This window comes from Klebsiella africana (assembly GCF_020526085.1).
GTDB lineage: Bacteria > Pseudomonadota > Gammaproteobacteria > Enterobacterales > Enterobacteriaceae > Klebsiella > Klebsiella africana.
In genome coordinates this window covers 2604693-2628988 of record NZ_CP084874.1, presented here as the reverse complement: position 1 = coordinate 2628988, position 24296 = coordinate 2604693, and the positions used below count along the sequence as shown (strand labels likewise).

The window sequence follows — 24296 nt, the reverse complement described above, 5'->3', positions numbered from 1 at the left end:
CCGGTCAGAGCAATTCCTTCGTCCTCTTCGTCCGTCGGTTCGCCATCGCCTAGTCATAATGCAAGGTATAGGTCGCGACGGCCGACACCTGGCCGGCGGTGATCCGGGAACGAGTCTGGTAGTAGCGGGCAGTGAGCGGCAGGGTAAACCGGCCCGCGCTCGCGCTGCCCAGCGTCATCTCATGATTTAGTGCGACCGGCTGACGATGGTAAAGCAACTGCACGCCAATACCCTGCGCCCGATCGTCGGTGGCGTCATTGCGCAGAACGCCATGCCCCCGGGTGGTAAGGGGCTCCGCGCCGTCAACACGCAGAGAAACCGTGACCGCGCTGTTGCAATCCAGTTGCAGCGCGAAAGGCGTGTCGCCGGTGGTTTTGCCGACGCCGCCGAAGTGGTCAAGCATCGCCGCAGGGAGCTTAATCAGCGCGGGCGTGGCGTCATTCACTGAACACCCTGCGGTGTTGACCCTGCCGGTTAAGTCTAACGCGGCCAGCGAGGTATGATCCGCCATTAAAAAGCGCTCGCTGTGATACTCAAGCTCGCCCGGTGTCGCCGCGGGGCCGGTTTTAATGAGCTCAATCGTCAAGCGGAAATAGCCCAGTTTCCACACTGCATCAGGCAAGGTAGCGGGATTGTTCACCCGTTGGCTAAACGGCGAGGGCGTCGGCCGGTCAGGAAAGCCGCCATAGCCGCCGATAGCGCGCAGCGATACGCGAACGCCAATGCCGGCGAGGTTGGTTTGATAAACCGTCGGTCGCGTCGCCCCGCCGGACAGCAGACTATCCAGCAGCAGCGGCGACAGCCCATGCGGGTCGTCCGCGCAGCGGATCCACTGTTCGCCGCCGTCGCTAAGGCGGTTCCAGGCGAAACTTTTGTGATACAGCGGGGTGCCCGGTCTGGCATCAGCCGGAACCGTGAGCTGCCCCACGTTCAGCCGAAGGGTGGAGGCCTGGCCGCGGACAAACACTGGCGTGCAGGCCCATCCGCTGACGGCCGGTAACAGGGCGAGTAACAGCGTCAGAGCGGCCCGACGCAGGAGAGTTAAAAATGACATGTTAACGTCTGCTGTAAAATGAGTGGATGGGGTGTCTGCGCCAGCGTCGGGGTGAGATCGTAGCGGGCAGTACAGTGCTGCTGAGGGCCTGGCCCCCATTGCGCATACAGGGTGCCTTTCGGCGCCAGGCCGGCGAGGTACACCTGACCCTCGCTGGCAACGATGCTGCTGGTGTCTTTGGCGCGCACTTCGCTGCCAAAGGGCAGCGGTTGTCCCTGCGACTGCAGTGTAAACAGCGCTTTATAACCAACGTGGGTGTGAAAGCGTGCCAGCACCACCGCGTCTTTGGTAGGCACCAGCGTCACGGTGCTGTTGGCCAGATCCACATTCTCCGGCAGCGAGTGGCTGTCGAGGGAGACGTCGTTGCGGTGATAGGCGGTGGCGAAGGGCAACACGGCGTACCCGTCTCCATTGGTGGTGATGGTTTTCTGGTTGGCGAGGGTCACACCGCTGGCACCACCGGCGTCAATCAGTACAACCGAACCATTCATTTCCGGCGTAAAGACCACCCCGTGGCGGTGAATCAGGATACCCCCGCTGGCGCCGTAGTTCAGGCGAGTGGCCTGCGAGTCGCGGCTGTAGCCGATATTCAGGTCGCCCATTCCACTGCTGTAGCCGGCCGTCAGGCTGCCGCTGTGTCCGTTTTGCTGGTCAAGCGTTTGGCTGACGGCGTAGCTAAGCGCATGATTATCCAGCACGGTGCCGTTGAGACTGACCATCTGACTGTCGGCACTGTGGCGGGAGGAGGTTAGGGTATAGCCGGCATAGCTGCCTGGCAGCAGATGGCTCAACGGCACAGAAAGTGACAATGTCACTATTTTATCGGACTGTGGCTCGTCGTCATCCTCGTTACTGTCGCTACTGTGAGAATCGCTGTAGCTGAGCGACCACGCGATACCGTGAAACTGGCTGCTGATCCCCATATTGGCGGTACGCTGTGTGGCGCCCCCTGACCAGTAGCTGTCCTGGTCGAGGCTCAGATAGAGGGTGATATCGTACGGCAAGCTCTGGCTGGCGGTGATTTGCAGGGTTGCTTTTTTGTTGTCGTTATCCTGCGAGTCGGCGTCGGGATCCGGGCTGGAATACGCCTCGCTCAGCGTGGCATAGCGCTGATGCGAATAACGCCAGCCGGTGAAGGTGAACTGTGTGCCAAGACGGTCAAAACCTTTGCTGTACTGGAGCTGCCAGGCCCGGCCATCGATCCGATCTTGCAGGTGCCGGTCGCGGGCGTTTAACAGCTGCAGCGAGAGCGCCCCGGCTTCTCCCAGCCCCTGTCCCGCGCCGAGCGAGAGGTTATGGTATTGCGCCGCGCTCTGCAGTCCGCCAAACAGCGTCAGGTTGTGGGCGAACCCGCGCATCAGCGACAGCTGCATCATCAACGGCTGCTGGCTGGCATCGTCGCTATGATAGCGCCCGGCGACCAGGTTGTATTTCAGGTTGCCTTCGCGTTGCATGCTGGTCACCGAAGCATACGGCTGGGTGAAACGGCGGATTTCGCCATCCGACTCTTTGACGGCAACCTCAAGATTGCCGCTGCTGGCGGTGGGATAAAGATCGTCAATCACGAACGCCCCGGGGGTGACGTAGGTTTGATACAGCACGTAGCCATTTTGCCGAACCGTGACCTGGGCGTTGGTTCTGGCTATCCCGCGGATGGTCGGGGCAAAACCTTTCTGCGAGTCCGGGAGCATCGCATCACTGGAGGCGAGGGCAATTCCCTGAAACTGGACCGCGTCGAACACATCGCCCGACGTGAAGGTATCCCCGAGCGTCAGTTCACTCCGCCAGCGCGTCAGATCGCGCTCAAGCCAGGCGCCGCTGGTGGTCCAGTGGGGCTTATCGTCGCTGTTGGCGGTCAGGCTGTTGCTGGCGCGCAGGCGCCAGGCGCCGGCGTTCACGCCACTTTTCAACATCAGATAGTTATCGCGCTCGGTGTTGCCCTCGAGGGTGCGCTGGCTGGCGCCTGAATAGCGGTAATTGCTCTGAAAGGCGCTGATACCTTCATCCCACAGCGCAGAAGGAACATTATCCCTCGCCTGGTGCGTCATCAGCGCCTGGGGAATGGTCATTAACAGCCGTTGATGGGCAAAATCGAAATTAACCGTACTGCCCGGCAGCAGCGTGGTGAGTTCGAGGCATGAGCGGGGCGTTGCGCCGGGCGCCTGTGCCAGCACGGCCGGATTCACCCCCGCCTGCACCAGATCTGCCGGCTTAAGGCAGGGCGTCAACTGCCCACGATCGTTCTGGCGAAATGTGATGATCTTACGGGTGTCCAGCGTGACGCCGTTGACCCGCCAGTTCACCGGATAGTCGCCAGGTGGCTGACTCGTTTGCTGATTGAAGCGTTGCAGATCCACGGCAGGCAAATGGTCGTTTTTTTCCAGCAGATCCATATTAAAGGTCGCCTGGGCGTGCAAGGGCGCGCTCTGTCCGCCCAGCAGGATGGAGAGGCTAACGACGGTAACGGTATGAACCGGGCCGTGGCGCATCGCGACATCAGACGCTTAGTGCGCCGAAACGGAGGCGCTAAACGTCTGCACAGCGCCAAAGTCATCCAGAATGCGCCAGCTCACCTCGCGGGCGCAGGCCTCGCCGGGGAGTGCATACTCTTCACGGCTGTGAGGCGCAATTACGCTGTGCTCAAGCGGCGTTTTCTGGTTCTGGCCCGCGCAGGTGAGCGTGGTGATAGTCACATAATAGGGAGAGGCGTTTTCCGCCTGCAGGTGGTTGCCACTGACGTGCCAGCGCAGGTGCTGCGCCGCGTCGAGCGCCGAGCCGGGGAGCCCTGCCGGGCGATAAATTAACTTAAGTTGATTCTTAATGGCAAATTGCAGAATGTTCTCGCCAGCCGGTGCGGTATTGGCAGGGATCTCTTTGATGTTCAGGGTGAACAAACTCTCCCGGTCATGGGGCAGCTGCGGCGAGGTTAATAGTACGCGCAGATCGTTGCTGTCCCCGGCATCCAGACGGAACAATGGCGGGGTGACGATAAAGGGTGATTTATTATTATCAGCCAGATCGTCCACCCAGCTCTGAATAAGCACCGGATCGTGAGGATTGGTGTTTTTAACCGTGATGTCGGCCTCATGACTTTGTTCATTATAAATAACACGTGTGCCGGCAATGGCAACCCCGGCGGCAGACGCCAGGAACGGGCAAAAGAGAAGGCTCAGGATAAAAGCCACTTTATAACACTGCATAATTGAGGATCCGGTCACGAGGAATGAAAATAAGGGCAGGGGGATCTGCCCTTGATAACGACGGAAATCAGAACATTCTATTCATAAACAATATCAATATTGGCTGTGGCATTAATATTGCCGGCAGTCACATCCTGTGAGGAATCGCTTTTCAGATCGGCAATAAAGTTAAATGCAATATCACCGTTTTCGTCGGCTTGCGAAACCGCCGTTTTGCGCTGCTTGTCAAAGGTTAACTGAGTGCCTTCCGTTGAGCCGTCAGGGGAAGAGAAGACTTCAATGCCCACGCCTTTGGCGGTATCCGCGGCATCGGAGAGCGCCAGCACGGCGGCGCTGGTACCGTTAGCGTTGGTGTCCGGGGTACCTTCCAGGCTGATACTGATGTTCTGTGCCAGCGGACAGCCGGTCAGGTTAATGGTAAACGGTGTTTCTGCGGTTTTCGCTTCATGTGATTTCAGCGCCGACATATCGACGTTGCCAAAATCGACATTCACATCGCCACCATTGTTAGCGATCTGGCAGGACTCGTTAATAATTTTACCGGTGAAATTCAGTGTTCCCGCTGCGCGGGCGGTGGTCACAGTAGCCAGACTTAAGGCCAGCAGTGAACCAACAACCAGCAGGGTGCCTTTTTCTTTCATACTCAAACCTTATTAAATAATCACAAGTTAATAAAAGCGTTTAACATTTTTAAAGCATGTTTTTTATTTCTGTTCACAAAAGAACGGTAAGCATCGCTAATGTATACTGCCGTCGGGGGCGGGATTATACGGAGAACATCGTAAAGGCCCAATGATAAGATGTGTTAAGCTGTAACATTATTTATTTTTTAGTGTAAGTATAATCTCATTTGATATTAAAAATGGTTCCATACATATAATGCATTATTTCCAGTAAATAACTATTCCGGCATATTTTGGGTGAAAAGTTGCTGTTATTCCCGGCAGTTGAACGGACAGCCCGGAATAATTATTTACGCTGCCGCTATTTTGCAGTAGCGTGGAACGACGGCAGGAAGCCGCAGGTTGTAGGGCACAGTAACGATGCTGTGCCGCGCAGTGTCACCCGTTATCAAGGAAGATTGCTATGTCTCCGCTCCGTCTCGCTCTGTTATGTCTATGTCTGGCGCCGCTGGCGTCGTCTGCGGCACTCTCCGGTCAGGTTCATTTTTCGGGACGTGTCATCAATCCGGCCTGTTTGATCGCGCCGCAGCGCGATCGTATCGATGTTTCGTGCCAGCACCGTTCACCTGAACAGGTTGCCTTGACCGACTCCCCCCCTCGTTATGCCATGCCGGATAATCGCGGCGAGGTCAGTATTCACTGGCGAAATGCACAGCATAGTGAAGCGGATGTCATTATTCGCTATCGCTGAGGCGGGATAAAGGCAATGAAGGATAAGCGGATGCAGAAGGTAAAGGATAAACCGTTGTGTGGTTTATGCGCGCATCAGCCGTAACCAGCAGGAAGACGCGCGCGCAGAAAATCATTCATGAAAACAATTATTGCCGTCATCCGACGGCAGAATCAGGTGTTGTCTGGCTCCCGGGGATCACCGGGATCGGAAAGCGGCCCACTGTCATCCAGAAAGGGAAGAAACTCAGCGGATCCGCGATTGCTCATCGTCGCGTAATGTCAGCACCTCAAAGCCGTTGGCAGTGACGGCCACGGTGTGCTCCCATTGCGCGGAGAGTTTTTTATCGCGGGTAACCACCGTCCAGCCATCTTTTTTGGTCTTAATGCGGCTGTCGCCCTGGTTGACCATCGGCTCAATGGTGAACACCATGCCTTCCCGCAGCACGGCGCCTTCCCCGGGCCTGCCGTAATGCAGCACCTGCGGCTCCTCATGCATTTCCTGACCGACGCCATGACCGCAATATTCTCTGACCACGCTGTAACCATGGTCCTCGACCCAGCGCTGAATAGCGTGGCCAATGTCGCCCAGCGTTGCGCCAGGTTTCACTACCTCAATGCCTTTCCACATCGCTTCGTAGGTAGTCTTGACCAGCCGGCGGGCCAGCGGGGAGACATCGCCTATCAGGTACATCTTACTGGAGTCAGCGATCATGCCCGCTTTCTCGAGGGTGATATCGACGTTAACAATCATCCCGGACCGCAGATGTTCGGTCGCTTTGGGGATCCCGTGGCACACCACATCGTTAATGGAGGTGTTCAACACATAGGGAAAATCATATTGTCCCTTGCTGGCCGGGCGGGCGTGCAGCTGGTTGACGATAAAATCTTCCACTCGATCGTTAATCGCCATCGTCGTTACGCCGGGAGCAATAAAAGTATCCAGCATAGTAAACACCGACGCCAGCAGCTGGCCGGCATGGCGTTGCCGCGCGAGTTCATCGGCGGTTTTAATGATTATTGATGGCATTGATCACCTCCAGCAGACGGTCAGAGCCGGATTTCAGCATCAGCAGTTTAATCTGCTGGTGGTTAAGCTCGGGGTAGAGTTCGCTCATCATGCCCAGACGGATCCAGTATTCCGCCTGCGCATTGACGGAGCGGGACATGGCTTTGCTGGCATCACGAATATCATCGTGCAGCAGATCGGAGATTTTAACGATTCCCATAGATATATACCGTAATGATTCGTATATGTATCGTATACAATCCAGCGCGGGATGTCCTTGGCATTTTGTGGCGTGGAAGGCGAGCAGTATGCAAAAAAGCCCGACCAGCGGGCTTATATTCAGCATTTTTTCGGGTTAGAAATTCGCGCTGTTCACCATGGCGAAAATTACCCATTAAATTATCGGTATGCAGAAAGAAAATAACATGATGGCAACGCATCAATATATTTTATGCAGGTGTTAATTTTGCGTATTAATATTCTCCCGTCAGGCCGGGAATCCAGGGGATTTACAGCGCGTCAGTGAGTTTATCCACCACCACTTTACCCGCATTATCGAACTGCGTAATGCGGAAGCTGTCGCTCCAGGAGCGGCGGGTCGTAAAGCGGTCGAAAAGCGACACCCGGCCTTTGCGCTGACCGTCTTTACTCAGAATAACCCATTCAGTGACTGCCGAATAATGCTGGCTATTGTCATGACGACTTTGTTGTTCAACAAGCTGGTCTTCTTTTTCCACTTTTAAATAATCACGCAACATATTTAACCTCCATAGAAAGTATTATTAACATTACTCCTTTTATTTATTCTTTCAATCAAACTTTTTAATCAATAAAAGTGACTATTAGTGGACGAGCTAAGCGTCAAAAAGGGTGAAGCGATCACCATTATGGACAGGGGATTCCACTACGCTTTAACCAGGCTGTTCGCTGCACGGCCTGCGGCTGCCAGAGCCGAAGAGACGGCAACATAACGCGTTAACCTTGTATTCTTCATGGGCGTTGTTCTGCTATATCTAGTGCGTTTTGCCACGACCGAGCCACAGAGAGCACTGTAACATGAGTAACGATCATCTGACTGACATTGCCTATCGCCACTTTATTGAAAGTGTTAAAGATTATGCCATATATATACTGAGCACCGACGGCGCGGTCATCAGCTGGAATGAAGGCGCCCGCCGGGCAAAGGGGTATCTGAGCGAAGAGATTATCGGTCGCTATTTTGGTCTCTTCTATAGCGAGGCCGAGCAGCGTTCCGGCGTGCCAGCGAAAAATCTGGAGGTTGCGGTCCGTACCGGGCAGTTTGAGGGCGAGGGATGGCGCTATCGCAAAGACGGCTCCCGATTCTGGGCGCACGTGATGATCGATACTATCCGCGATGAGCAGAATACGCTGCTGGGCTTTGCCAAAATTACCCGCGACATCAGTGAACAAAAGGCGATTAACGATCGTATCGCGTGGATGGCGCGATACGATGCGCTGACCGGGTTACCTAACCGCGTGGAATTCTTTGAGCGGGCGGAAAAACTGATCACCACTAATGATGCCCGCCGCTTTGCTGTTTTCACGATCGACCTGGATAAGTTTAAAGAGATTAACGATCTGGAAGGCCATCTTATTGGCGATCAACTGCTGCAGCGCGTGGCGGGGGCGGTGCTGAAAACGCTGCAGAAAGAAGAGGTGGTGGCGCGCTTTGGCGGCGATGAGTTTGTTGCGCTCAAGCCTTTCGAGGATGAGAGCGAAGTGAATGCCTTTGCCGCCCGCCTGTGGCACTGTTTTAGCGGCAAACAGACCTTCGCCGCCACGGAAGTGATCCTTTCCGCCAGCATTGGCATTTCGGTCTATCCCGTGGACGGTACGGACATTAACACCGTACTGAGTAATTCCGACCTGGCCATGTACCGGGCGAAAAGCAGTCACGATACCAAAATATGCTGGTACGAGCGTGAAATGGATGACAAAACGCGGCAGCGAAATATGATGGCCGCCGACATCCGCCGTGGAATTCACGCCGGCGAGTTTTCGCTTCACTATCAGGCGATCCGCAATATTAAAGATCGGCGGATCACTGGCTATGAAGCGCTGCTGCGCTGGCAGCATCCGCAGCTGGGGGCGATCCCGCCAGAGGTGTTTATTCCCATCGCTGAGGAGAGTGGCGCTATTGTGCCATTAGGCTACTGGGTACTGGAGCAGGTGTGCAGCGAATCGCTGGATAATCGGCTGAATAAAAAAATCTCAGTCAATATCTCACCGGTACAGTTGCGTCACCGCAGCTTTATCGAAAAAGTTCGCGAGATCCTGATGCGAACCGCTTATCCGGTTAGTCTGCTGGAATTTGAAGTGACGGAGACGGCGTTTATCATCAATAAACAGCTGGCGTTCAGCGTGCTGCATCATCTGCAAAAAATGGGCATCAGTATTGCGCTGGATGACTTCGGCACCGGTTACTCCTCCCTGAGCATGCTGCGCGATTTTCATTTCGACGTCATCAAACTCGACCGTAGCTTTATGCAGGATGTGGAAAGCAATCCTCAGGTTCGCTCGTTCGTGCGGGCGATTATCTCGCTGGGTAACTCAATCAATACCCCGCTTATCGCCGAAGGGGTGGAAACCGAGGGGCAACGGCAGATCCTCGAAGAAGAGGGATGCGACGAAATGCAGGGCTTTCTGTTCGGCGAGCCGGTCGATGTTAAACATCTGCCACAGCAGAATTAACGCGCCCGCCGTTGGCTGGTGGGCGCGGGATCGTTACTGATGCGCTAACGTAGGCTGCCCGGAAAGATGGAGCAGCGCGGAGCGCAACGAGACATCGAACATCTGCCCATGCGTCAGGCCGGGGTAGCGCCAGAATTGCACCGTCAGACCGTTACTGGCCAGCTGCTGCTGGGTCTGACGCAGTACGCCCAGGGAGGCTTCATGTCCGGAGGGTTCGCCAGCGGCTTTGCCGTCGCCTTCCAGCAGATACAATGACGTACCGGTAAACGCGGTGCCATCAAGGGCCTGGCTGTCCTGCAGGGGAGACGTCTGCGCCTGACCAAGCGACGGGCTGGCAGAATAGTAGATCCTGAACAGGGAGTGGTTGCGCCACGCGTCGAGTACAAACAGTCCGCCGTAGGAGTGGCCCCAGAGGGCTCGCTGGCGCGGATCTATTTTCAGGTTAGCTTCCGCCTGGGGCACCATCGTTTCGGTCAGTAGCTGGCGAAAAACATCATTGCCGCCGGTTTTACGCGGCGGTAGCGCGGGTTTACCCGCGCGAAGTGCATGCGCCTTTAGCGGTGGGGTGTAATCCCAGGCCCGGGCGGCGGTGTCGAAGGGCAGCGCGGTCTGGTAGCCGATAGCGACGATCACCGGCGGGGAGCCGGCGGAAAGCTGCTGCAAAAATGCGTCGCTGAGCTTATCCATCACCGCGTTACCGTCCAGCATATACAGCACCGGATAACCCGTGGCGGGTGGCGCTTTATTGGGCACTGCGGTCCACACCCGATAGTGGCGTTCGCCATCGACAGAATCATACTGGCGCTGCGTAAAGTGGTAGAAAGCTGATCCTTTATCCGCGATGTTCGGCCCCAGCGGCTGAAGATCGGGCCGGGCGCAGCTGCCGCTGCTATAGAAGAGTGCCCCAACCGCCAGCGTCAGTAGCCCGCCGGTCCGGCCTGTGGTGATGCTCCCTGAACTCTGCTTCACGTCGTCTGTTCCCCCTGTTTTTTATCTTCTGACGTTTTTGTTGGGCAGACACGTTAGCACAGCTACATTGATAATGGTTCTCATTTCTTTTTGGGCGCGAACATTCAGGCAGAATGCCTGGGCGGCGGGTGGCGGAAACGGTACAGATAAGAGAACAGGCCGCCTGTCGGCGACCTGCTAAGAACGATCAGGGGTCGCGATGGATGTTGTGCAACAGCCTCTTTATCAGCGGGGCGAGCGCGATAAAGACCAGCGCAATAATCACGACCAGCAAGAGCGCGAGCCCTTTATGGTGACTGATAAGCACCCACAACATCGCCAGCGTCATTAACAGGTTCCTTTTATGACTGCGTTAACCGTCATTGAGGTGAATGAAATTCAATAAAATAGTCATTACCACCCAGGCCAGCAGCAAAAAGCGTCGTCTGTCATGTCGTGATTCCAGCGCAGCGAAATAATTCGCGCTATACCAGGTTGATATAATAATAGCCAGCGTGATGATAGTCTGCCAGACCGCTTCGCTGTAACCAGTGACGCGGCTTATCCCGCGAAAGCAGAGCACAATCGCAATGCCATTAAGTGCGTTGCACATCAACCATCCCCACAAACTGGCAGGACGGCGAAAAAAATACCCAAGTCGTAAAACCAATGTCGTATACACCTCGCCATAATAATCGCGCAGTAAAATGCAGTTTAAATGTTGAAAAGGTATTGATGTAAATCAAAATTAATGGGATGACGAGATTATTCCTGGCGAGACGCGTCAAGAATCCCCAATAAAAGAGAGCGATTTAAATGCAAATTTAATATCTAACTTTTTGTTTTTATGGTTAAATTTATGTTTGTTATGGCGATCGCTATAACCGTTAAATTTTTAAGCCATTTAATGTGCGTTAATTTCCACTGTGATTATTGGCATTAACGCTATAACGGAGAAAATTAGATGATTCGTAGGGCCTTCGTGCTGGCAGGAGAGGTGGTAAAGAAGCCGCCCGGGACTACTGCCCCGGACGGGGACGCACTTAATGGGGCAGTGCGTTATGCTGCAGAATTTTCAGGAAGTCATTCTTGTCTGAAATTAATGACAGTGCATTAGCAATTAGCTCATCGCTAAATATCGAGGCAATTTCTTTGAGTACATCAATATGCTCTTTCTCTTTCGCGATCACGCCGATGGCAATAAACATCACGTTGCTGCGATCCCAGATAACACCATCAGGAAACTGATAGATCTCAATCCCGGTTTTAAGGATGATATCCGTCGCGGATTTCGGCAAATGCGGCAGGGTGATGCCATTGCCCAAAAAGGTCGAGACCTGATCTTCGCGCTCCAGCAGAAAGTGAACACACTCCTGATTGACATAACCTTTGGCTTTAAACTCCGCGCCAATCATGGCGATGACTTCCGCTTTGTTACTGGCCTTGCAGCCGATGTGCAGATTATCGAGCGTGATGTTATCGATCATAACCAACCTCCCTGGTGAGACGAGTGGATTTTTTATCCTCATGGTTCGCTGACAGTTCCGCTTCTAACTGCTCAAGCGACTTATTGGACGTTTCGGGCAGGGCGAAGACCACGAAAAGAATGGCTAAATAGTTAATGGCGGCGAAGATAAAGAAGACCGGCCCAAGCCCCAGTTTTGCCTGCAGCAGCGGGAACAGATAGCTGACCACCGCGTTCATGATCCACATGAAAAATACCGAGATCCCCATCGACAGCCCACGGAATTTCAGCGGGAACAGCTCGGCTAATACCACCCAGGTAATAAAGCCCATCGAGCCCTGCATCACGCCGACGAACAGCGCGCCCAGCAGCCAGATGGCGGTAGCTTTCAGGTCACCCACCAGAGTGTAATCAACAGCGGCGATAATCAGGTGCAGGGTGGCCATAATGGCGAAGCCATAGATGATGATCGTCTTACGTTTGAAGCGGTCGACAAGGAACAGTACCCCAATCAGCATACCGCCCACGGAGAAAACACCGTTCAGTACGTTGCAGATCAGCGAGGTTCGTTCGGAGAAACCGGCGGCACTCAGGATTTCCGTACCGTAATACATAATGACGTTAACGCCGGTGGTTTGCTGCAGTGCGGCCCAGGTAATGCCGACCAGTAAAATTTTGAGGATCCAGGGTGTTTTGACGATCGTCGCAAAGGTGCTCTGGGCGCTGTACTTATTACCAGCTTCAATTTTGATTAAGGTAGAGATGTCATCGTACTCTTTCTGCGCGCGTTCCGCCGGGCGAATCTGTTTAAGAATATGCAGCGCTTCATCATGACGATTTTTGCTAATCAGCCAGCGCGGGCTTTCCGGCGCGCGCCACATGCCAACGAACAGACAGATGGCCGGAATCGCTTGCACCAACAGCATATAGCGCCAGACGTCCGGCAGGTGGCCCCAGATGATGCCGATGATCGCGTTGATGGCAAACGCCGCCAGCTGGCCAATGACGATGGCGACTTCATTCAGGCCGGTGAGCTTGCCGCGCATCTCGGTAGGCGCTACTTCTGAAATAAATGTGGGGGCGGTAACCGAAGCGCCGCCGACGGCATAGCCCAGCAGGGCGCGGGCAATCAGCAGAGTCGTGATATCGGGGGCCGCGGCGGAGAGCAACGCGCCGATGAGAAAAACAAAGGAGAGGAAGAGTAAGTATTTTCGCCGGCCGAAGTAATCGGCAAATTTGCCGCCAAACACACTGCCCAGCGCGGCGCCGACCAGCAGAACGCTCATTACCAGCCCTTCGGTGGTCGGGGTCAGCGCCATGTACTGCTTCAGTGAGGAAAAGGCGCCGTTAATTACGCCGGTGTCGTAACCGAAAAGCAGGCCGCCGAAGGTGGCCACTAAGGTGATCTGATGAAGTCGTTTTCTCTGTTGCTGGTTCAGGTTTGTTATAAATGACATGGTAGTCCCTTTATTTTGTTGAACGACACAAGATAAAAATACATCTCCCCAGTCAGGATTTATCACGCCTGTGTTGTCGTATCTAACTGAATTAAATGATTTTCTTCTTTGTGTAATTGCTCAGCACAAGGCAGGGTACGCTAAGCAATGGCGGTCAAAGAGGTTTACGGCTTGGTGTTGACATGGATGTAGTCGATATCCGTTCTCCTTTTTGGGTTAGCGGTCTTCGGTGCGTAGGTCGCGACGACATTTGCCGATGAACCGCGCTCTGGTGTGGCACGTTGCTGTCGCTTCGACGATTTATCGTGATAAGAATATGGCACAAAAAAAATGGAATGAACATGCAACAAGATCACATTATGAAAATTTAATTTCAAATCAGTGTTACAGAATGGTAAATGCATGAAGCCAATCACAAAGGCCGCAGAGGATATATCCCCATGAAAAGCAGGTTGAATTTACGGTGAGGTAATAACGATGTTGTTTTCAGTGGGTTAATGTAAATCAAAGAATACTACGCAGATCACATTTTTACGCCAAAAAAACAAGGAATAGAATTTATATTTCATTACTGTGATCGGGGTAAAACGAGGATGGCGGCCTTCTGGCAGCGGTCTGCCGGGGAAGAAAGTCCGTGGAGGAGGTTATAGGATGAATGTGTGGCCAGCGGGAACGCTGGGTAAAAATGCAGAGAAGGGGGATCCTCTGCATTTTACCCATCACGAAAAAGATCAGTGCAGTTCGGGCCAGTAGCCTGCGTTGGCGACGATCAGTTCATCGAGGATGGCTTTCGCCACCGCGGCGCTGGGCACCGTTTTTGACAGGGCGATAGCCTGCCACAGTTTCTGGTAACTGCCCTCAATCCAGGCGTCAACCACCAGCTTCTCGACCGCCACCTGCTGCTCCATCAATCCTTTCTGGAACGACGGGATTTTCCCCATCGCCAGCGGTTCCGGACCGTTGACGCCCACCAGACAGGGAACTTCCACCATCGCCGTTTCATCAAAGTTGGCGATGGCTCCGTTGTTCTCGACGATCAGCAGCATCCGCTCCTGGGTGTTAAAGGCGATGGCGCAGGCGAGGTCGACAATAAAAGTGGCATGGGCCCCGGCATGGAAATGCGCGCCTTCAGCGGTGCCGCGACGGGTGATCTCCCGGGCCATATCAAACACCTCTTTTTCACGCCCGGCCATCACCTCGTTGGCCCGGGTAAAGTCTGGATCGGCGTGCGCCACCTCATAGTCCGGGTAGAGATAGTATTTCAGATAGGTGTTAGGCAGCGTCGACGGATCGAGGGCAAACACATCCTTCACCTTTTTAAAGGTCTCGATCCAGCTCGGCGCCTTATGCTGAAAGTCTTCTTTTGGGCTGCTGTATCCCTGCTCCGCCACGTGATGCTTCAGCGCCGGCATCAAATCGTTACCAGCTTTATCGGTGATGCTGGTCCACCAGCCGAAGTGGTTGAGGCCATAGTAACGAACGTTCAACGCCTTGCGCGACGGCAGGCCGAGAATGTCGGCAAACAGCCCCTCGATAGCCACCGGCATATCGCAGATGTTGATGATGCGCGCATCGGGCCGCAGACGACGCGTCGCTTCCGCGACGATAGCCGCCGGGTTGGAGTAGTTGAGCATCCAGGCCCCTGGCGCGTACTGCTGCATATAATCGACCAGCTCCAGCACCCCGGCAATGGAGCGCATACCGTAGGCGATGCCCCCCGGACCACAGGTCTCCTGGCCCGGCACGCCATATTTCAGCGGGATCTTTTCATCTTTTTCCCGCATCTCATACAGGCCAACGCGAATATGCGCCATCACGAAATCGACGTCGGTAAAGGCCGCCTGCGGATCGGTGGTATAGCTGAACTTTACCTGCGGGAAGCGTTCAGCCACCAGGATGGCGCAGGCGTCGCCGATAGTCTTCTGACGCTGGTGATGGTTGTCGTACAGACGGATCTCCCGCAGGGGAAAGCGCGACATATTTTCCAGTAACATCATCACAATCCCAGGGGTATAAGTACTGCCGCCGCCGGCAATAGTGACCACAAAATTATCTTTCATTTACCACCTCGTTATTCAGTAACACCCAGACTGGCGTTGACCGCCGTTCGAATTTTGTTAACCCCCAGGCCATAGATCACCTGAACATGGTTTCCTTTGATCAGCACGTTGCTCCCGCCGCTCTCTTTCAACAGCGTCTGCTGGATAAGGGCGGGGTCCCGCACATCAACCCGCAGACGGGTAAAGCAGTTTTCCACCGCACAGACATTCTCTTTCCCTCCCAGCCCGGCAATCACCAGCGCGCCTTTATCCGGATGCTCGCGATTAGCCTGTTGCGAATGTTCATCGTCGGCTGCGGTTTCGCGCCCCGGGGTGAGCAGCCGCAGACGGGTAATACAGAAGGTGCCGACCAGGTACATGGTCGCGGTTTCCAGAAGACCGAGGACGACAAACACCGGCCAGCGTGTCGCGCTGACTCCCGCCGGGAGGTTATAGACGACAAAATCGATAAGGCCGTTGGTGGCGCAGACCCTGACGTGAAGCAGCCAGGCCAGCATCTGGAAAAAACCGTCCAGCAGGGAGTAGATAAGCCACAGCAATGGGGCAGTGAAGATAAAGAGAAACTCAAAAGGTTCGGTGATCCCCACCAGGACGGAGGTAACAATCAAGGGGATCAGCGTGACTTTCAGCCGCTGCTTATTCTCCGGTTTCGCTGTACGGTAGAAGGCGAGCGCCATACCGGCGGTGCCGAAAATCTTCACCATCCCATAGGTGAGGAAACGGGCGGAATCACTCAGCGCGCCAATGGGATGGCGGGCGATTTCGGCAAGAAAAATGGGCTTGGCGCCCATTACCGTCTGACCATCAATCAGCAGCTGGCCGCCGATAGAGGTAAAGACAAACGGCGACCAGATCAGGTGATGCAGCCCGGTCGGGATCAGGAACCGGTTGAGAAAGCCGTACAGAAAGACCCCGATGGCGCCAAAGGATTTCATAAAGCCGGTCAACGCCGAGATGCCCAGCTCCACCACCGGCCAGAGATAGACGGTGGCGATGGCGAACAGGCCAACCAGCGGCAGCATCACGAGCAGCACCAGCTTACTGTTGCCGTAGATCGACAGCGCGCCGCGAAACTCAATCCCAACCACGCGATTATGGACAAAGGCGACAGCGCAGCCAAGGATGATACCGAGGAACACGCCCATATCGATAACCTGAAAACCGAAGATAAAGGTTTGTCCGCTGCCGTACAGTTGCGCGTTAGTGGCCCCGGCCGCCAGGCGATGGGTTAGGGTCAGCCAGCTGTTGTTCGCCGCCAGGTAGATAAGCCAGGTCATCGCCGCCACGAAGGTCGCTTCAGCCTTGCGGGTTTTCGCCAGACCGCTGGCCAGCCCCAGGCAGAACAGAAACCCGAGATGGTTCATCAGCGCCCAGAGCATGCTGGAGACAAATTTCCCCACCAGGTAGATCCCGCTGCTTTCATCCACCCACAGTCGGTTGGTCGTCATGCTGAACAGGGCGATCAACAGGCCGATAGCTGGCAGATACAGCACCGGCCCGATCATCGCCTTGGAAAAGTCCTGAAGCTTTTTCACCCCAATCATGGTTGTCCTCTCGTCCTCGCAGACCTGATGAATAGGCTTAACAGACTAGGAGCTGACTATCGGTATCCCGAGCAGGAAAAGGGCCAACTGTGACGAAAGTCATATATATTGTTATTGGACAGATATATAAATATGGCGCAATTTATAGATGAGTCAGTGTTGAAATTTTCGCTGTAACGTAAAAATAATCCTTTATTTACATTTAGATATTTGCTTTCCTGTTTGACGAGCGCCACCTTAGTGAGACATCTAAAAGTGATATATAAAAAGATTGCCACTGAACTGAAGGCCCGCATCAACAGCGACGACTATGCCGTGGGCGATATGCTGCCCAGCGAAAAAGCGCTCGCCGCGGAGCTGCAGGTCTCGGTGATGACGCTGCGCAAAGCGTTGGCGCTCCTGGAGGAGGAAAAATTGATTGCGCGGCGGCACGGCAGCGGAACCTGCATTGTGCGTAAAAGTAACTATCATGGCGGAGAACTGGAGGGCTTTAACTACCAGATGCAGGTGGTAGGCGTCACCAACTACCGTAATAAAGTCATTGAATTTACGCTGCTCGATGCCCCGCCAGCCATTGCCCAGCAGTTAAAGATCCAGCCGGGGGAGAAAGTGTATTACGTCAGACGGCTGCGGCTGATCGATGAGGTGCCGATCCTGGTGGAGAACAGCTATATCCCATTCGCCACTTTTCCCTGGCTCAGCGTGGGTAACCTCGAGCAGTCTAAGTTCAACTATTTCAAAAAAGAGTGCCATATCACCATCATCGAGAGCCACCGCAGCTATACCCCGGTGCTGGCGACCCGTGAGCAGTCGGAGCTGCTGCAGGTGGCGCCAAACAGCCTCCTGCTGCGGGTACAGTCGATCAGTTACGCCCAGAACCGGGCGATCGTCGATTTCTCAGAGATCTACCAGAACACCAGTAAATACAATGTGAAACACATTACCCGCCGCTAGTGGATTCAGACCAGCCATCCCCGGCAGATCAGCTCCACTCCCAGCGCCAGCAGGAACAGCAGAAAGCCCTGCCGAAAGCGTTGCGGGCTGAGACGGGTGCGGATCCGTTGTCCCAGCCACATGCCGAGCAGCGCCGGTAACAGCGCCAGCCCCGACATTAGCCATGCATCAACATGCCAGCCATCGTGCAGGGCGAGGCCAGCCGCCAACGCCAGGGTGGAAAGGGTGAACGACAACCCCAGGGCCTGCACCAGCTCGTCGCGACGAAAGCCCAGCGCCTGCAGCCAGGGAACGGCCGGAATAACAAATACCCCGGTCGCCCCGGTGATCACGCCGGTCAGCCCGCCCATGAGCGGCGACAGCCACTTCTCCACGCGGGCGGAAACCTGAAACACCGGACTGCAGAGCGCATAAGCGGCATAGACTATCAATGCGGCGCCAAGCGCCAGCGCTGACCAGCGAGGATTAAGGCCGATCAGCAGTGAAGACCCCGCCAGCGTGCCAATAATAATCCCGGTCATCATAAGCCAGAGGCGGCGCACAATCTGCCCCAGCGCCGGGCCTGCCAGTAACTGCCAGAGATTGGTGAGTAGCGAGGGGAGCACCAGCAGCGCCGCTGCGGCCTGCGGCGGCATCAACAGGCCAAGCAGGCCCATCGCCACGGTGGGCAATCCCATGCCGGTCACCCCTTTGACCAGCCCGGCGGCAATAAAGATCAACAGGAAAGAGATCGTGTGTAAATCAAACATTATGGCTCACTTTTCAGAGTTGAAAGGGGCATTGAAACAGCTGGTCGGGAGGGGGCACAATGCGGTATGTTGGCCAAAGACTACGGAAAATCCGAAGGGAAAGGAGGGCATGATGCGACTGGATCTGGCCGATCTGCGGCTGTTTATCGCCATCGTGGATACCGGTAGTATTACCGGCGGAGCGGCCATGGCCCATCTGGCCCTGGCCTCCGCCAGCGAAAGAGTGCGCAAGCTGGAGGCAGAGGTCGGTGTTCCCCTGTTGCAGCGTCATGCCCGCGGGGTGACGATGACAGAGGCCGGGGAGGTACTGGCGCGCCATGCCCGCCCGCTTCTTGAACAGCACCAGCGTCTGCGCCAGGCGATGCACGCCTTCGCCCGCGGTCAGCGGGGGACGCTGCGTCTGTTCGCCAACACCTCGGCGATGTCGGCCTTTCTGCCGGGGAAGCTCGCCGCCTGGATGGCAGCGCACCCGGCGGTGCAGATCGACACCGAAGAACGCACCAGCGCGGATATCGTCAGCTGTATCCTGGCGGGCGTGGCGCAGGCCGGAGTGGTGTCCGATGCGGTCGACCCGGGGCCGCTGCGCCTCGACCCCGTCGCTGACGACCCGCTGGTGCTGATCGTGCCGCCAGCTCACCCTCTGGCCGAAAAACAGGAAGTGGCGTTTGCGGCGGTCATCAATGAACCGCTGGTCGCCCTTTATCAGACCAGCGCGCTACAGCAGCATATTGAACAGCAGGCCGTAGGGTTCGGTCAGACACTGAATATCCGGGTACGAATGAGCGATTTTGCAGGGCTTTGCGAGATGGTCGCCCACGGCGCCGGCGGGGCGATCCTGCCGCGCGTTATTGCCGAACGATATCGACAGCGCTATTCGTTTGCCGTCATCGGGTTACAGGACCGCTGGGCGCAGCGCCGTTTGTGCCTGTGCTATCAGGATGACGCCAGCCTGTCGCCAGCGATGCGCCGGCTGCTGGAATGGCTCCGGCAGCCTTAAGGTTTATGTGACAGTGTCACTTTTTATGCCCGCTATTGCTACTGACATGCGCGCCAGAGATGCGATAGTAGAGGTCCGCCATTTTTTAAGACGCTAATCAGGACAGACAAGATGAGTACATTACCAAAGGTCGCGGTGCTGGGACTAGGCGCCATGGGACACGCTTTTGCCAGTAACCTGCTGAAAAACGGCTTTACCGTTGCCGGCTGGAACCGTTCGCCAGCCCGCGGCGAGGATTTACAGGTGCAGGGGTTATCTCTGCATGCCACGCCGCAGCAGGCGGTGGCCGATGCCGAGGTGGTCATCAGTATGCTCGCCGACGGCGAGGCTACCCTCGAGGTACTGGCGCAAATCGCACCCGCCTGCCAGCCGCAGGCGATTTACTGCCAGATGGGCACCATCGGTCTGGCGGAGACGCAGCAGGCCATGGCGTTGTTGCGGGAACGTCAGCCGGCGATGACCTATATCGATGCCCCGGTGTCGGGGACCAAAGCCCCGGCGGAGAAAGCGCAGATCCTGGTACTCGCCAGCGGAGATCGTGAAAAGGGCGCCGCCGTCGAGCCGGTGTTTGCGGCCATCTCCCGCGGGACGCAGTGGTTTGGCGAGGCGGGCAACAGCCAGAAAATGAAGCTGGTTCTCAATGCCTGGCTGATTTCGATGATGCAGGGCATCGCGGAAAGCGCCCAGCTGGCGAAGACGCTGGGCTTCACCCCCGACCAGTTGTGGAGCGCCCTGGAAGGCGGCCCGCTGGCGGCGCCCTATGTCAAAGTGAAACTGGACGCCATCGCCAGTGAGCAATTCACCCCGCAGATGCAGCTGGCGCATGCCCTGAAAGATGCCCGGCTGGCGCTTTCCCTGGCCGAGCCGCACACCATGCCGGGGCTGGAAAACATCGCCGAACTGTGGCAGCAGGCGGAGGACGCGGGATATGCGGGAGAGGATTTGTCAGCGGTATATCAGTGGCTATCGCCGTCGTCAAAAGCGTAGTTTCCTACCCACGGCTGGAAAAAGTGGCCATGGCGGCCACTTTTCCTGGCGGATAGGGCATCATTCACTTCTGGAGTACGTTAGCTTAAGCTATCAATCCATTCGCTCTGGCGCGGGTTCTGCCGACGATAGCAGTGTACCGACACCGCCAGCTGCGTCAGGTCGGTGAAGACCATCGGATCGAGCTGAATATGCTTTTTAATCTGCTGCAGCCGGTAGGTGAGCGTATTACGATGAATCCCCAACAGCAGCGACGTTTTGCCCGGTTCGGCGTTATTGGCAATAAAGCTGCTCAGGGTATCCAGCAGCACTTCGCCGGAATCATGCTCCAGCAGCTGGCGTACATTATTGATAAAAAAATTGACCATATAGCTGTCTTCCAGCACCCGGAACAGGCAGAGCATCGCCATTTCGCGAAAGTAGTAGATCTGCCGCTGCGGCTGCACTTTGCTGCCCACTTCGATCACCGAGCGGGCGAACCGAATGGCCTCGCGAATGTCCGGGGCGCTGTCCGCCTGCACGCCAATCCCGATATGGTAATGGCTTATCTGATTACTCAGTACAAACTCGATGCCCCGCAACAGAGTTTCCTGGGCTTCGCTTAGCGCATTGAGGATCAATATTTCATGGCTGCCCAGCAAAATAACGTCTGTTACGCCGGAGAGCTGCGAGAATTCCCGCAACAGCGTACTCAGTATGTCGCTTAACTGATGCTGTTCGACCTGCACGGTCACCACGATCGGAACCCGCGGTGTATCAAAATCGAAGCCAAGTTCCAGCAGGCGATGAAGCGCTTCTTGCCCGGCGGGCGCAGATCCCTGTTCCAGATACTGGCAAAACAAGGTGTCGCGCAGACGTTGCCGCCAGTTGGTTTCCCGCATCTCTATGGCCTGGCGGACCAGCAGTTCGGCGGTGAGCACCGCCAGTTCAGCATAGCGGCTTATCGCCGCGGGATCGCCGCTGATGCCTACCACCATCACCACGCGATCGTCATAGATAATGGGATGATTAATACCAGGATGCACGTTGTGAAAACGCGCGGCTTCCACGGCGTTGTTAATACAAATGCGTTTACCGGTGCGTATTACCTCTCGGGCGACTTCATGCTGTTCGCCGATACGATGCCGTTCACCTGAGGCAATGATCTGTCCATGATGGTCAATCACATTCACGTTATGATGAATTATCGCCATTGCCCGGGCGACAATTTCATTAGCCAGCGCTGTTGTAATAATCATACAGTTATCCGCTTATGTGCCTCTCCGCGCCACCCGCTCAGAAAGGTTCGTAGAACATTCTCCGCGGCGTCGGCGAGGAGCTGTTCGCATGTGTTCATCGACTCTGCGAGCGCCATAGGGCGCTGACAAATAGACCACATTGCGTCAATATGGTGTTGATATAATTGCCGGCTGCTCTCATCGCGCCCGCCGCAAAGGGCCACAACCGGCACGCCATGGCGTGCGGCTTTGCCTGCCACGCCCACCGGGGCTTTACCAAAGGCGCTCTGCCTGTCAAGCCAGCCTTCACCCACGATCGTCAGCGCGGCATCGCGAAGATGGCCGTCGGCGTTAAGCAGTTCCAGCACCAGGTCAATGCCCGGCCGCAGCGTGGCGCCGGTGTAGGCGATAAGCGCAGCCCCCATACCGCCCGCGGCCCCGGCGCCGGGCCGTCCGCTGACGTCGAATCCGAGGGTTTGCGTAAGCAGCTGGCTATAATGCGCCATTCCCGCCTCCAGCTCGCTGAGCGCCGCCTCGTCCGCGCCTTTCTGCGCGCCATACACCCAGGTGGCGCCATGCTCACCAAGCAGAGGGTTAGTGACATCGCAGGAGGCCTGTATTTCGCTTTGCTGTAGACGGGGGTCCAGACCGCTCAAATCGATGCGCTGAATATGCGCCAGGTCCTGGCCTGCCGCGGGCGCCGGCAGCAGGGTGCCGTCCTTACGCCAGAATCGTGCGCCGAGCGCCTGGGCAAAACCGATGCCGCCATCGTTGGTCGCGCTGCCGCCCAGGCCGATAATCAAATGCCGACACCCGGCATCCAGCGCCGCTTTTACCTGTTCACCCAGCCCGTAGCTGCTGGCCTGACGCACATCCCGCTGCGCTGGCGGCGTGAGTTCGAGCCCACAGCTTTGCGCCATCTCGATAATGGCCCGCTCGCCGGGCAGGATCAGGAAATCCGCCTGCACGAAGAGGCCATAAGGCGAGGTACAGCGCTGCTGTTGCCACACCGCCCCCTTAAGCAACGGACTATCCGCCAGAGTCGACAGCAGTCCCTCTCCGCCGTCGGACACGGGCATTTCGACCAGCTCCAGCGCCTGGTCAACCCGGCGCAATCCCTGGGCTACCGCTGCGCAAGCGGCCTGCGCGCTACAGCTACCTTTAAACGAATCCAGCGCGATAACAATCTTCATACGTTCTCCTGTGTTAATGCGCTTTGCGCGGCGTTTTATCGGTGGTCATGAGCTGTAATAACATCCCCAGCAGCGCACATCCCGCCATGGTAAAGAAGGCGTAGATATAACCCGCTGGATTTTCCCAGCCGCCGCCAAACTGAATGAGCCAGCCCATCAGCAATGGCGAAATGCCGCCGCCGATAAACATCGCCGTGGTGATGATTCCGTTAGCGGTAGAGGTGGCGCGTTCTTCGGCGGAGTCCGATGCCATGGCGTAGTAGATAGGCCACACGGCGTTGGCTACCAGGCCAAAAAATAGCTGAATGGCGATAAGGCGCGGCATATTGGTGGCGAAATAGAACAGCGCAATGCCGATACTCATCCACAGACCGCAGACGATCAGGGTTCGTTTGCGGCCAAAGCTGTCCGACAGCCAGGGCCAGATTATCTGACCCAGGGTACCGGTAAGTGTGAAGATAATACTCAGCCCGGCGGAGGCCGCCAGCGACAGGCCGGAGACGTGATAAAGGTACGGGGGCAGGACAACGTTAATGCCCATATAGACGATTTGCGTCAGCAGGGTATTGCCCGCTGTCAGCGAAATATTGCGGTTGCGCAGGGTGCGTAAAAAGGTTTTCATCCCTTCGCCTTTGGCGACATGGCTGCTTTCCTGCGTCGCCGGGCGCGTCATCCCCTGGCTGTCGATATGCTGATACAGCGTATTGATGCGATCGGCGGTGGAATATTTCGCCCAGAAGATCATCAGCGGGATGGCAACGATCAGCGCCAGCAGGAAGCAGTAGCGCCAGCTGCCTTCGCCAAACGTGGCAAGCACCAGGCTTGCCACCACGCCGCTCAGCAGGGCGCCAATCGGATAGCCGGTATGATGCACTCCCAGCGCGAAGCCGCGCTTCTCTTTCGGCCACCACTCCGCGGTGTTGCTGACGCCGACGGGCTCGCCCCAGCCGGCCCCGAGGTTAACGCCCACGCGCAGCAGTACGAAGGCCGTCAGTCCATGGCTGATCGCTTTAATCCCGGAAATAAACGACAGGGCGGTATAGCCCAGCACCAGCGGAACCTGAAAGCGTGCTCGCTTCCAGCCAGACCCGTAGCGATCGCTCCAGATGGAGCCGGGAATATCCAGCACCGCAAGAGCAACCATGATCAGGGCGACGATGTTGCCCCACTGTTCCGGCGAGAGTGAGAACTCCTTAGAGATGACCGGGCCAAGGCGCAGGATCATCTCGCGATCGTAGGCGTTGAGCACCCAGATTAGCCAGCAAACCAGTAGCGAAACCCAGGAGAAACGATGTATCAGCCGTTTCTTGCCACGTTGTTCGCCGGCAGGTGTGTGATTGATTGTTGTCATAGTCGTGTTTACTCCGCGGCGTCGCGACAGCATGATGCGCGCCGCCT

The 24296-nt window shown here is 56.0% G+C and carries 23 protein-coding genes; 5 read left to right on the top strand and 18 right to left on the bottom strand.

The window, feature by feature from the left end; genetic code table 11:
- Positions 1 to 49 precede the first annotated feature (49 nt).
- The 4 genes from LGL98_RS12835 to LGL98_RS12820 form a co-directional block, all read right to left on the bottom strand.
- Entirely contained in the window at positions 50 to 1054 is a 1005-nt protein-coding gene (locus LGL98_RS12835; RefSeq protein ID WP_136034210.1) for a fimbrial protein, read from the bottom strand.
- On the bottom strand, positions 1042 to 3543 hold the full coding sequence (locus tag LGL98_RS12830) for a fimbria/pilus outer membrane usher protein (protein WP_136034212.1): 2502 nt from the start codon (positions 3541 to 3543) through the stop codon (positions 1042 to 1044). Before LGL98_RS12830 ends, LGL98_RS12835 begins: the two co-directional genes overlap by 13 nt.
- Positions 3544 to 3558: 15 nt before the next feature.
- Positions 3559 to 4254 carry a fimbrial biogenesis chaperone gene (locus tag LGL98_RS12825; protein WP_136034213.1) on the bottom strand — a complete coding sequence of 232 codons (696 nt, stop codon included), beginning with the start codon at positions 4252 to 4254 and terminating at the stop codon, positions 3559 to 3561.
- 77 nt (positions 4255 to 4331) lie between these two features.
- On the bottom strand, positions 4332 to 4895 hold the full coding sequence (locus tag LGL98_RS12820; RefSeq protein WP_136034215.1) for a fimbrial protein: 564 nt from the start codon (positions 4893 to 4895) through the stop codon (positions 4332 to 4334).
- A gap of 445 nt (positions 4896 to 5340) precedes the next feature.
- Between LGL98_RS12820 and LGL98_RS12815 the strand changes: the two genes are divergently transcribed.
- A complete protein-coding gene (locus LGL98_RS12815; RefSeq protein ID WP_136034217.1) occupies positions 5341 to 5628 on the top strand; it encodes a YmdA family protein in 288 nt (95 codons plus the stop codon).
- Between the two features lie 225 nt (positions 5629 to 5853).
- On the opposite strand, the gene map is transcribed toward LGL98_RS12815, so the two are convergent.
- The 3 genes from map to LGL98_RS12800 all read right to left on the bottom strand — a co-directional run bounded on the left by map (position 5854) and on the right by LGL98_RS12800 (position 7373).
- Entirely contained in the window at positions 5854 to 6636 is a 783-nt protein-coding gene (gene map / locus LGL98_RS12810) for a type I methionyl aminopeptidase (RefSeq protein ID WP_136034219.1), read from the bottom strand.
- Positions 6617 to 6835, bottom strand: coding sequence for a ParD-like family protein (locus LGL98_RS12805; protein ID WP_002904808.1), 219 nt, complete (start codon positions 6833 to 6835; stop codon positions 6617 to 6619). The genes map and LGL98_RS12805 overlap by 20 nt, the downstream gene beginning before the upstream one ends.
- A gap of 289 nt (positions 6836 to 7124) precedes the next feature.
- A complete protein-coding gene (locus LGL98_RS12800) occupies positions 7125 to 7373 on the bottom strand; it encodes a hypothetical protein (RefSeq protein WP_008804908.1) in 249 nt (82 codons plus the stop codon).
- Between the two features lie 298 nt (positions 7374 to 7671).
- Here LGL98_RS12800 and LGL98_RS12795 point away from each other — a divergent pair, with 298 nt between their 5' ends.
- Complete coding sequence (locus LGL98_RS12795) at positions 7672 to 9327, top strand: putative bifunctional diguanylate cyclase/phosphodiesterase (RefSeq protein WP_136034222.1); 1656 nt, start codon at positions 7672 to 7674, stop codon at positions 9325 to 9327.
- Positions 9328 to 9360: 33 nt separating this feature from the next.
- Here the strand turns inward: LGL98_RS12795 and LGL98_RS12790 are convergent, their stop codons facing one another.
- From LGL98_RS12790 to LGL98_RS12760, 7 genes are all read right to left on the bottom strand, one after another.
- The gene (locus LGL98_RS12790; protein WP_136034223.1) at positions 9361 to 10296 is read right to left on the bottom strand and encodes an alpha/beta hydrolase; all 936 of its coding nucleotides are present in this window, start codon (positions 10294 to 10296) and stop codon (positions 9361 to 9363) included.
- 187 nt (positions 10297 to 10483) lie between these two features.
- Positions 10484 to 10624 carry a hypothetical protein gene (locus LGL98_RS12785; RefSeq protein WP_168435405.1) on the bottom strand — a complete coding sequence of 47 codons (141 nt, stop codon included), beginning with the start codon at positions 10622 to 10624 and terminating at the stop codon, positions 10484 to 10486.
- 24 nt (positions 10625 to 10648) lie between these two features.
- Complete coding sequence (locus tag LGL98_RS12780; RefSeq protein WP_136034225.1) at positions 10649 to 10888, bottom strand: hypothetical protein; 240 nt, start codon at positions 10886 to 10888, stop codon at positions 10649 to 10651.
- Between the two features lie 430 nt (positions 10889 to 11318).
- Positions 11319 to 11762, bottom strand: coding sequence for a PTS mannitol transporter subunit IIA (locus LGL98_RS12775; protein WP_136034229.1), 444 nt, complete (start codon positions 11760 to 11762; stop codon positions 11319 to 11321).
- Entirely contained in the window at positions 11752 to 13197 is a 1446-nt protein-coding gene (locus LGL98_RS12770; RefSeq protein WP_004143440.1) for a sugar porter family MFS transporter, read from the bottom strand. Before LGL98_RS12770 ends, LGL98_RS12775 begins: the two co-directional genes overlap by 11 nt.
- Before the next feature lie 731 nt (positions 13198 to 13928).
- Entirely contained in the window at positions 13929 to 15257 is a 1329-nt protein-coding gene (locus LGL98_RS12765) for a 6-phospho-alpha-glucosidase (protein WP_136034231.1), read from the bottom strand.
- 11 nt (positions 15258 to 15268) lie between these two features.
- Positions 15269 to 16801: a PTS transporter subunit EIIC gene (locus LGL98_RS12760; RefSeq protein ID WP_136034233.1), complete on the bottom strand. Its 1533-nt coding sequence runs from the start codon at positions 16799 to 16801 to the stop codon at positions 15269 to 15271.
- Between the two features lie 255 nt (positions 16802 to 17056).
- Between LGL98_RS12760 and LGL98_RS12755 the strand changes: the two genes are divergently transcribed.
- Complete coding sequence (locus LGL98_RS12755; protein ID WP_136034235.1) at positions 17057 to 17755, top strand: GntR family transcriptional regulator; 699 nt, start codon at positions 17057 to 17059, stop codon at positions 17753 to 17755.
- A gap of 5 nt (positions 17756 to 17760) precedes the next feature.
- Here LGL98_RS12755 and LGL98_RS12750 read toward each other — a convergent pair whose 3' ends face one another.
- Positions 17761 to 18504 carry a sulfite exporter TauE/SafE family protein gene (locus tag LGL98_RS12750; RefSeq protein WP_136034237.1) on the bottom strand — a complete coding sequence of 248 codons (744 nt, stop codon included), beginning with the start codon at positions 18502 to 18504 and terminating at the stop codon, positions 17761 to 17763.
- A 112-nt stretch (positions 18505 to 18616) separates the two neighbouring features.
- Between LGL98_RS12750 and LGL98_RS12745 the strand changes: the two genes are divergently transcribed.
- The gene (locus tag LGL98_RS12745; protein ID WP_136034493.1) at positions 18617 to 19501 is read left to right on the top strand and encodes a LysR family transcriptional regulator; all 885 of its coding nucleotides are present in this window, start codon (positions 18617 to 18619) and stop codon (positions 19499 to 19501) included.
- A gap of 111 nt (positions 19502 to 19612) precedes the next feature.
- Positions 19613 to 20488, top strand: a complete 876-nt coding sequence (locus LGL98_RS12740; RefSeq protein WP_136034239.1) for an NAD(P)-dependent oxidoreductase — start codon at positions 19613 to 19615, stop codon at positions 20486 to 20488.
- A gap of 80 nt (positions 20489 to 20568) precedes the next feature.
- Here LGL98_RS12740 and LGL98_RS12735 read toward each other — a convergent pair whose 3' ends face one another.
- Genes LGL98_RS12735 through LGL98_RS12725 form a run of 3 tightly spaced genes read right to left on the bottom strand, consistent with a single transcriptional unit; the run spans position 20569 to position 24282 of the window.
- Positions 20569 to 21726 carry a CdaR family transcriptional regulator gene (locus tag LGL98_RS12735; protein ID WP_136034241.1) on the bottom strand — a complete coding sequence of 386 codons (1158 nt, stop codon included), beginning with the start codon at positions 21724 to 21726 and terminating at the stop codon, positions 20569 to 20571.
- On the bottom strand, positions 21723 to 22898 hold the full coding sequence (locus LGL98_RS12730; protein WP_136034242.1) for a glycerate kinase: 1176 nt from the start codon (positions 22896 to 22898) through the stop codon (positions 21723 to 21725). Before LGL98_RS12730 ends, LGL98_RS12735 begins: the two co-directional genes overlap by 4 nt.
- Before the next feature lie 13 nt (positions 22899 to 22911).
- Positions 22912 to 24282, bottom strand: coding sequence for an MFS transporter (locus tag LGL98_RS12725; RefSeq protein WP_168435406.1), 1371 nt, complete (start codon positions 24280 to 24282; stop codon positions 22912 to 22914).
- Positions 24283 to 24296 lie beyond the last annotated feature (14 nt).

Excerpts from the sequence above, each read along its gene's own strand:
- LGL98_RS12835 (WP_136034210.1), bottom strand. The coding sequence starts at position 1,054 with ATGTCATTTTTAACTCTCCTGCGTCGGGCCGCTCTGACGCTGTTACTC.
- LGL98_RS12830 (WP_136034212.1), bottom strand. The coding sequence starts at position 3,543 with ATGCGCCACGGCCCGGTTCATACCGTTACCGTCGTTAGCCTCTCCATC.
- LGL98_RS12825 (WP_136034213.1), bottom strand. The coding sequence starts at position 4,254 with ATGCAGTGTTATAAAGTGGCTTTTATCCTGAGCCTTCTCTTTTGCCCG.
- LGL98_RS12820 (WP_136034215.1), bottom strand. The coding sequence starts at position 4,895 with ATGAAAGAAAAAGGCACCCTGCTGGTTGTTGGTTCACTGCTGGCCTTA.
- LGL98_RS12815 (WP_136034217.1), top strand. The coding sequence starts at position 5,341 with ATGTCTCCGCTCCGTCTCGCTCTGTTATGTCTATGTCTGGCGCCGCTG.
- map (WP_136034219.1), bottom strand. The coding sequence starts at position 6,636 with ATGCCATCAATAATCATTAAAACCGCCGATGAACTCGCGCGGCAACGC.
- LGL98_RS12805 (WP_002904808.1), bottom strand. The coding sequence starts at position 6,835 with ATGGGAATCGTTAAAATCTCCGATCTGCTGCACGATGATATTCGTGAT.
- LGL98_RS12800 (WP_008804908.1), bottom strand. The coding sequence starts at position 7,373 with ATGTTGCGTGATTATTTAAAAGTGGAAAAAGAAGACCAGCTTGTTGAA.
- LGL98_RS12795 (WP_136034222.1), top strand. The coding sequence starts at position 7,672 with ATGAGTAACGATCATCTGACTGACATTGCCTATCGCCACTTTATTGAA.
- LGL98_RS12785 (WP_168435405.1), bottom strand. The coding sequence starts at position 10,624 with ATGACGCTGGCGATGTTGTGGGTGCTTATCAGTCACCATAAAGGGCTC.
- LGL98_RS12780 (WP_136034225.1), bottom strand. The coding sequence starts at position 10,888 with ATGTGCAACGCACTTAATGGCATTGCGATTGTGCTCTGCTTTCGCGGG.
- LGL98_RS12775 (WP_136034229.1), bottom strand. The coding sequence starts at position 11,762 with ATGATCGATAACATCACGCTCGATAATCTGCACATCGGCTGCAAGGCC.
- LGL98_RS12770 (WP_004143440.1), bottom strand. The coding sequence starts at position 13,197 with ATGTCATTTATAACAAACCTGAACCAGCAACAGAGAAAACGACTTCAT.
- LGL98_RS12765 (WP_136034231.1), bottom strand. The coding sequence starts at position 15,257 with ATGAAAGATAATTTTGTGGTCACTATTGCCGGCGGCGGCAGTACTTAT.
- LGL98_RS12760 (WP_136034233.1), bottom strand. The coding sequence starts at position 16,801 with ATGATTGGGGTGAAAAAGCTTCAGGACTTTTCCAAGGCGATGATCGGG.
- LGL98_RS12750 (WP_136034237.1), bottom strand. The coding sequence starts at position 18,504 with ATGTTTGATTTACACACGATCTCTTTCCTGTTGATCTTTATTGCCGCC.
- LGL98_RS12745 (WP_136034493.1), top strand. The coding sequence starts at position 18,617 with ATGCGACTGGATCTGGCCGATCTGCGGCTGTTTATCGCCATCGTGGAT.
- LGL98_RS12740 (WP_136034239.1), top strand. The coding sequence starts at position 19,613 with ATGAGTACATTACCAAAGGTCGCGGTGCTGGGACTAGGCGCCATGGGA.
- LGL98_RS12735 (WP_136034241.1), bottom strand. The coding sequence starts at position 21,726 with ATGATTATTACAACAGCGCTGGCTAATGAAATTGTCGCCCGGGCAATG.
- LGL98_RS12730 (WP_136034242.1), bottom strand. The coding sequence starts at position 22,898 with ATGAAGATTGTTATCGCGCTGGATTCGTTTAAAGGTAGCTGTAGCGCG.
- LGL98_RS12725 (WP_168435406.1), bottom strand. The coding sequence starts at position 24,282 with ATGCTGTCGCGACGCCGCGGAGTAAACACGACTATGACAACAATCAAT.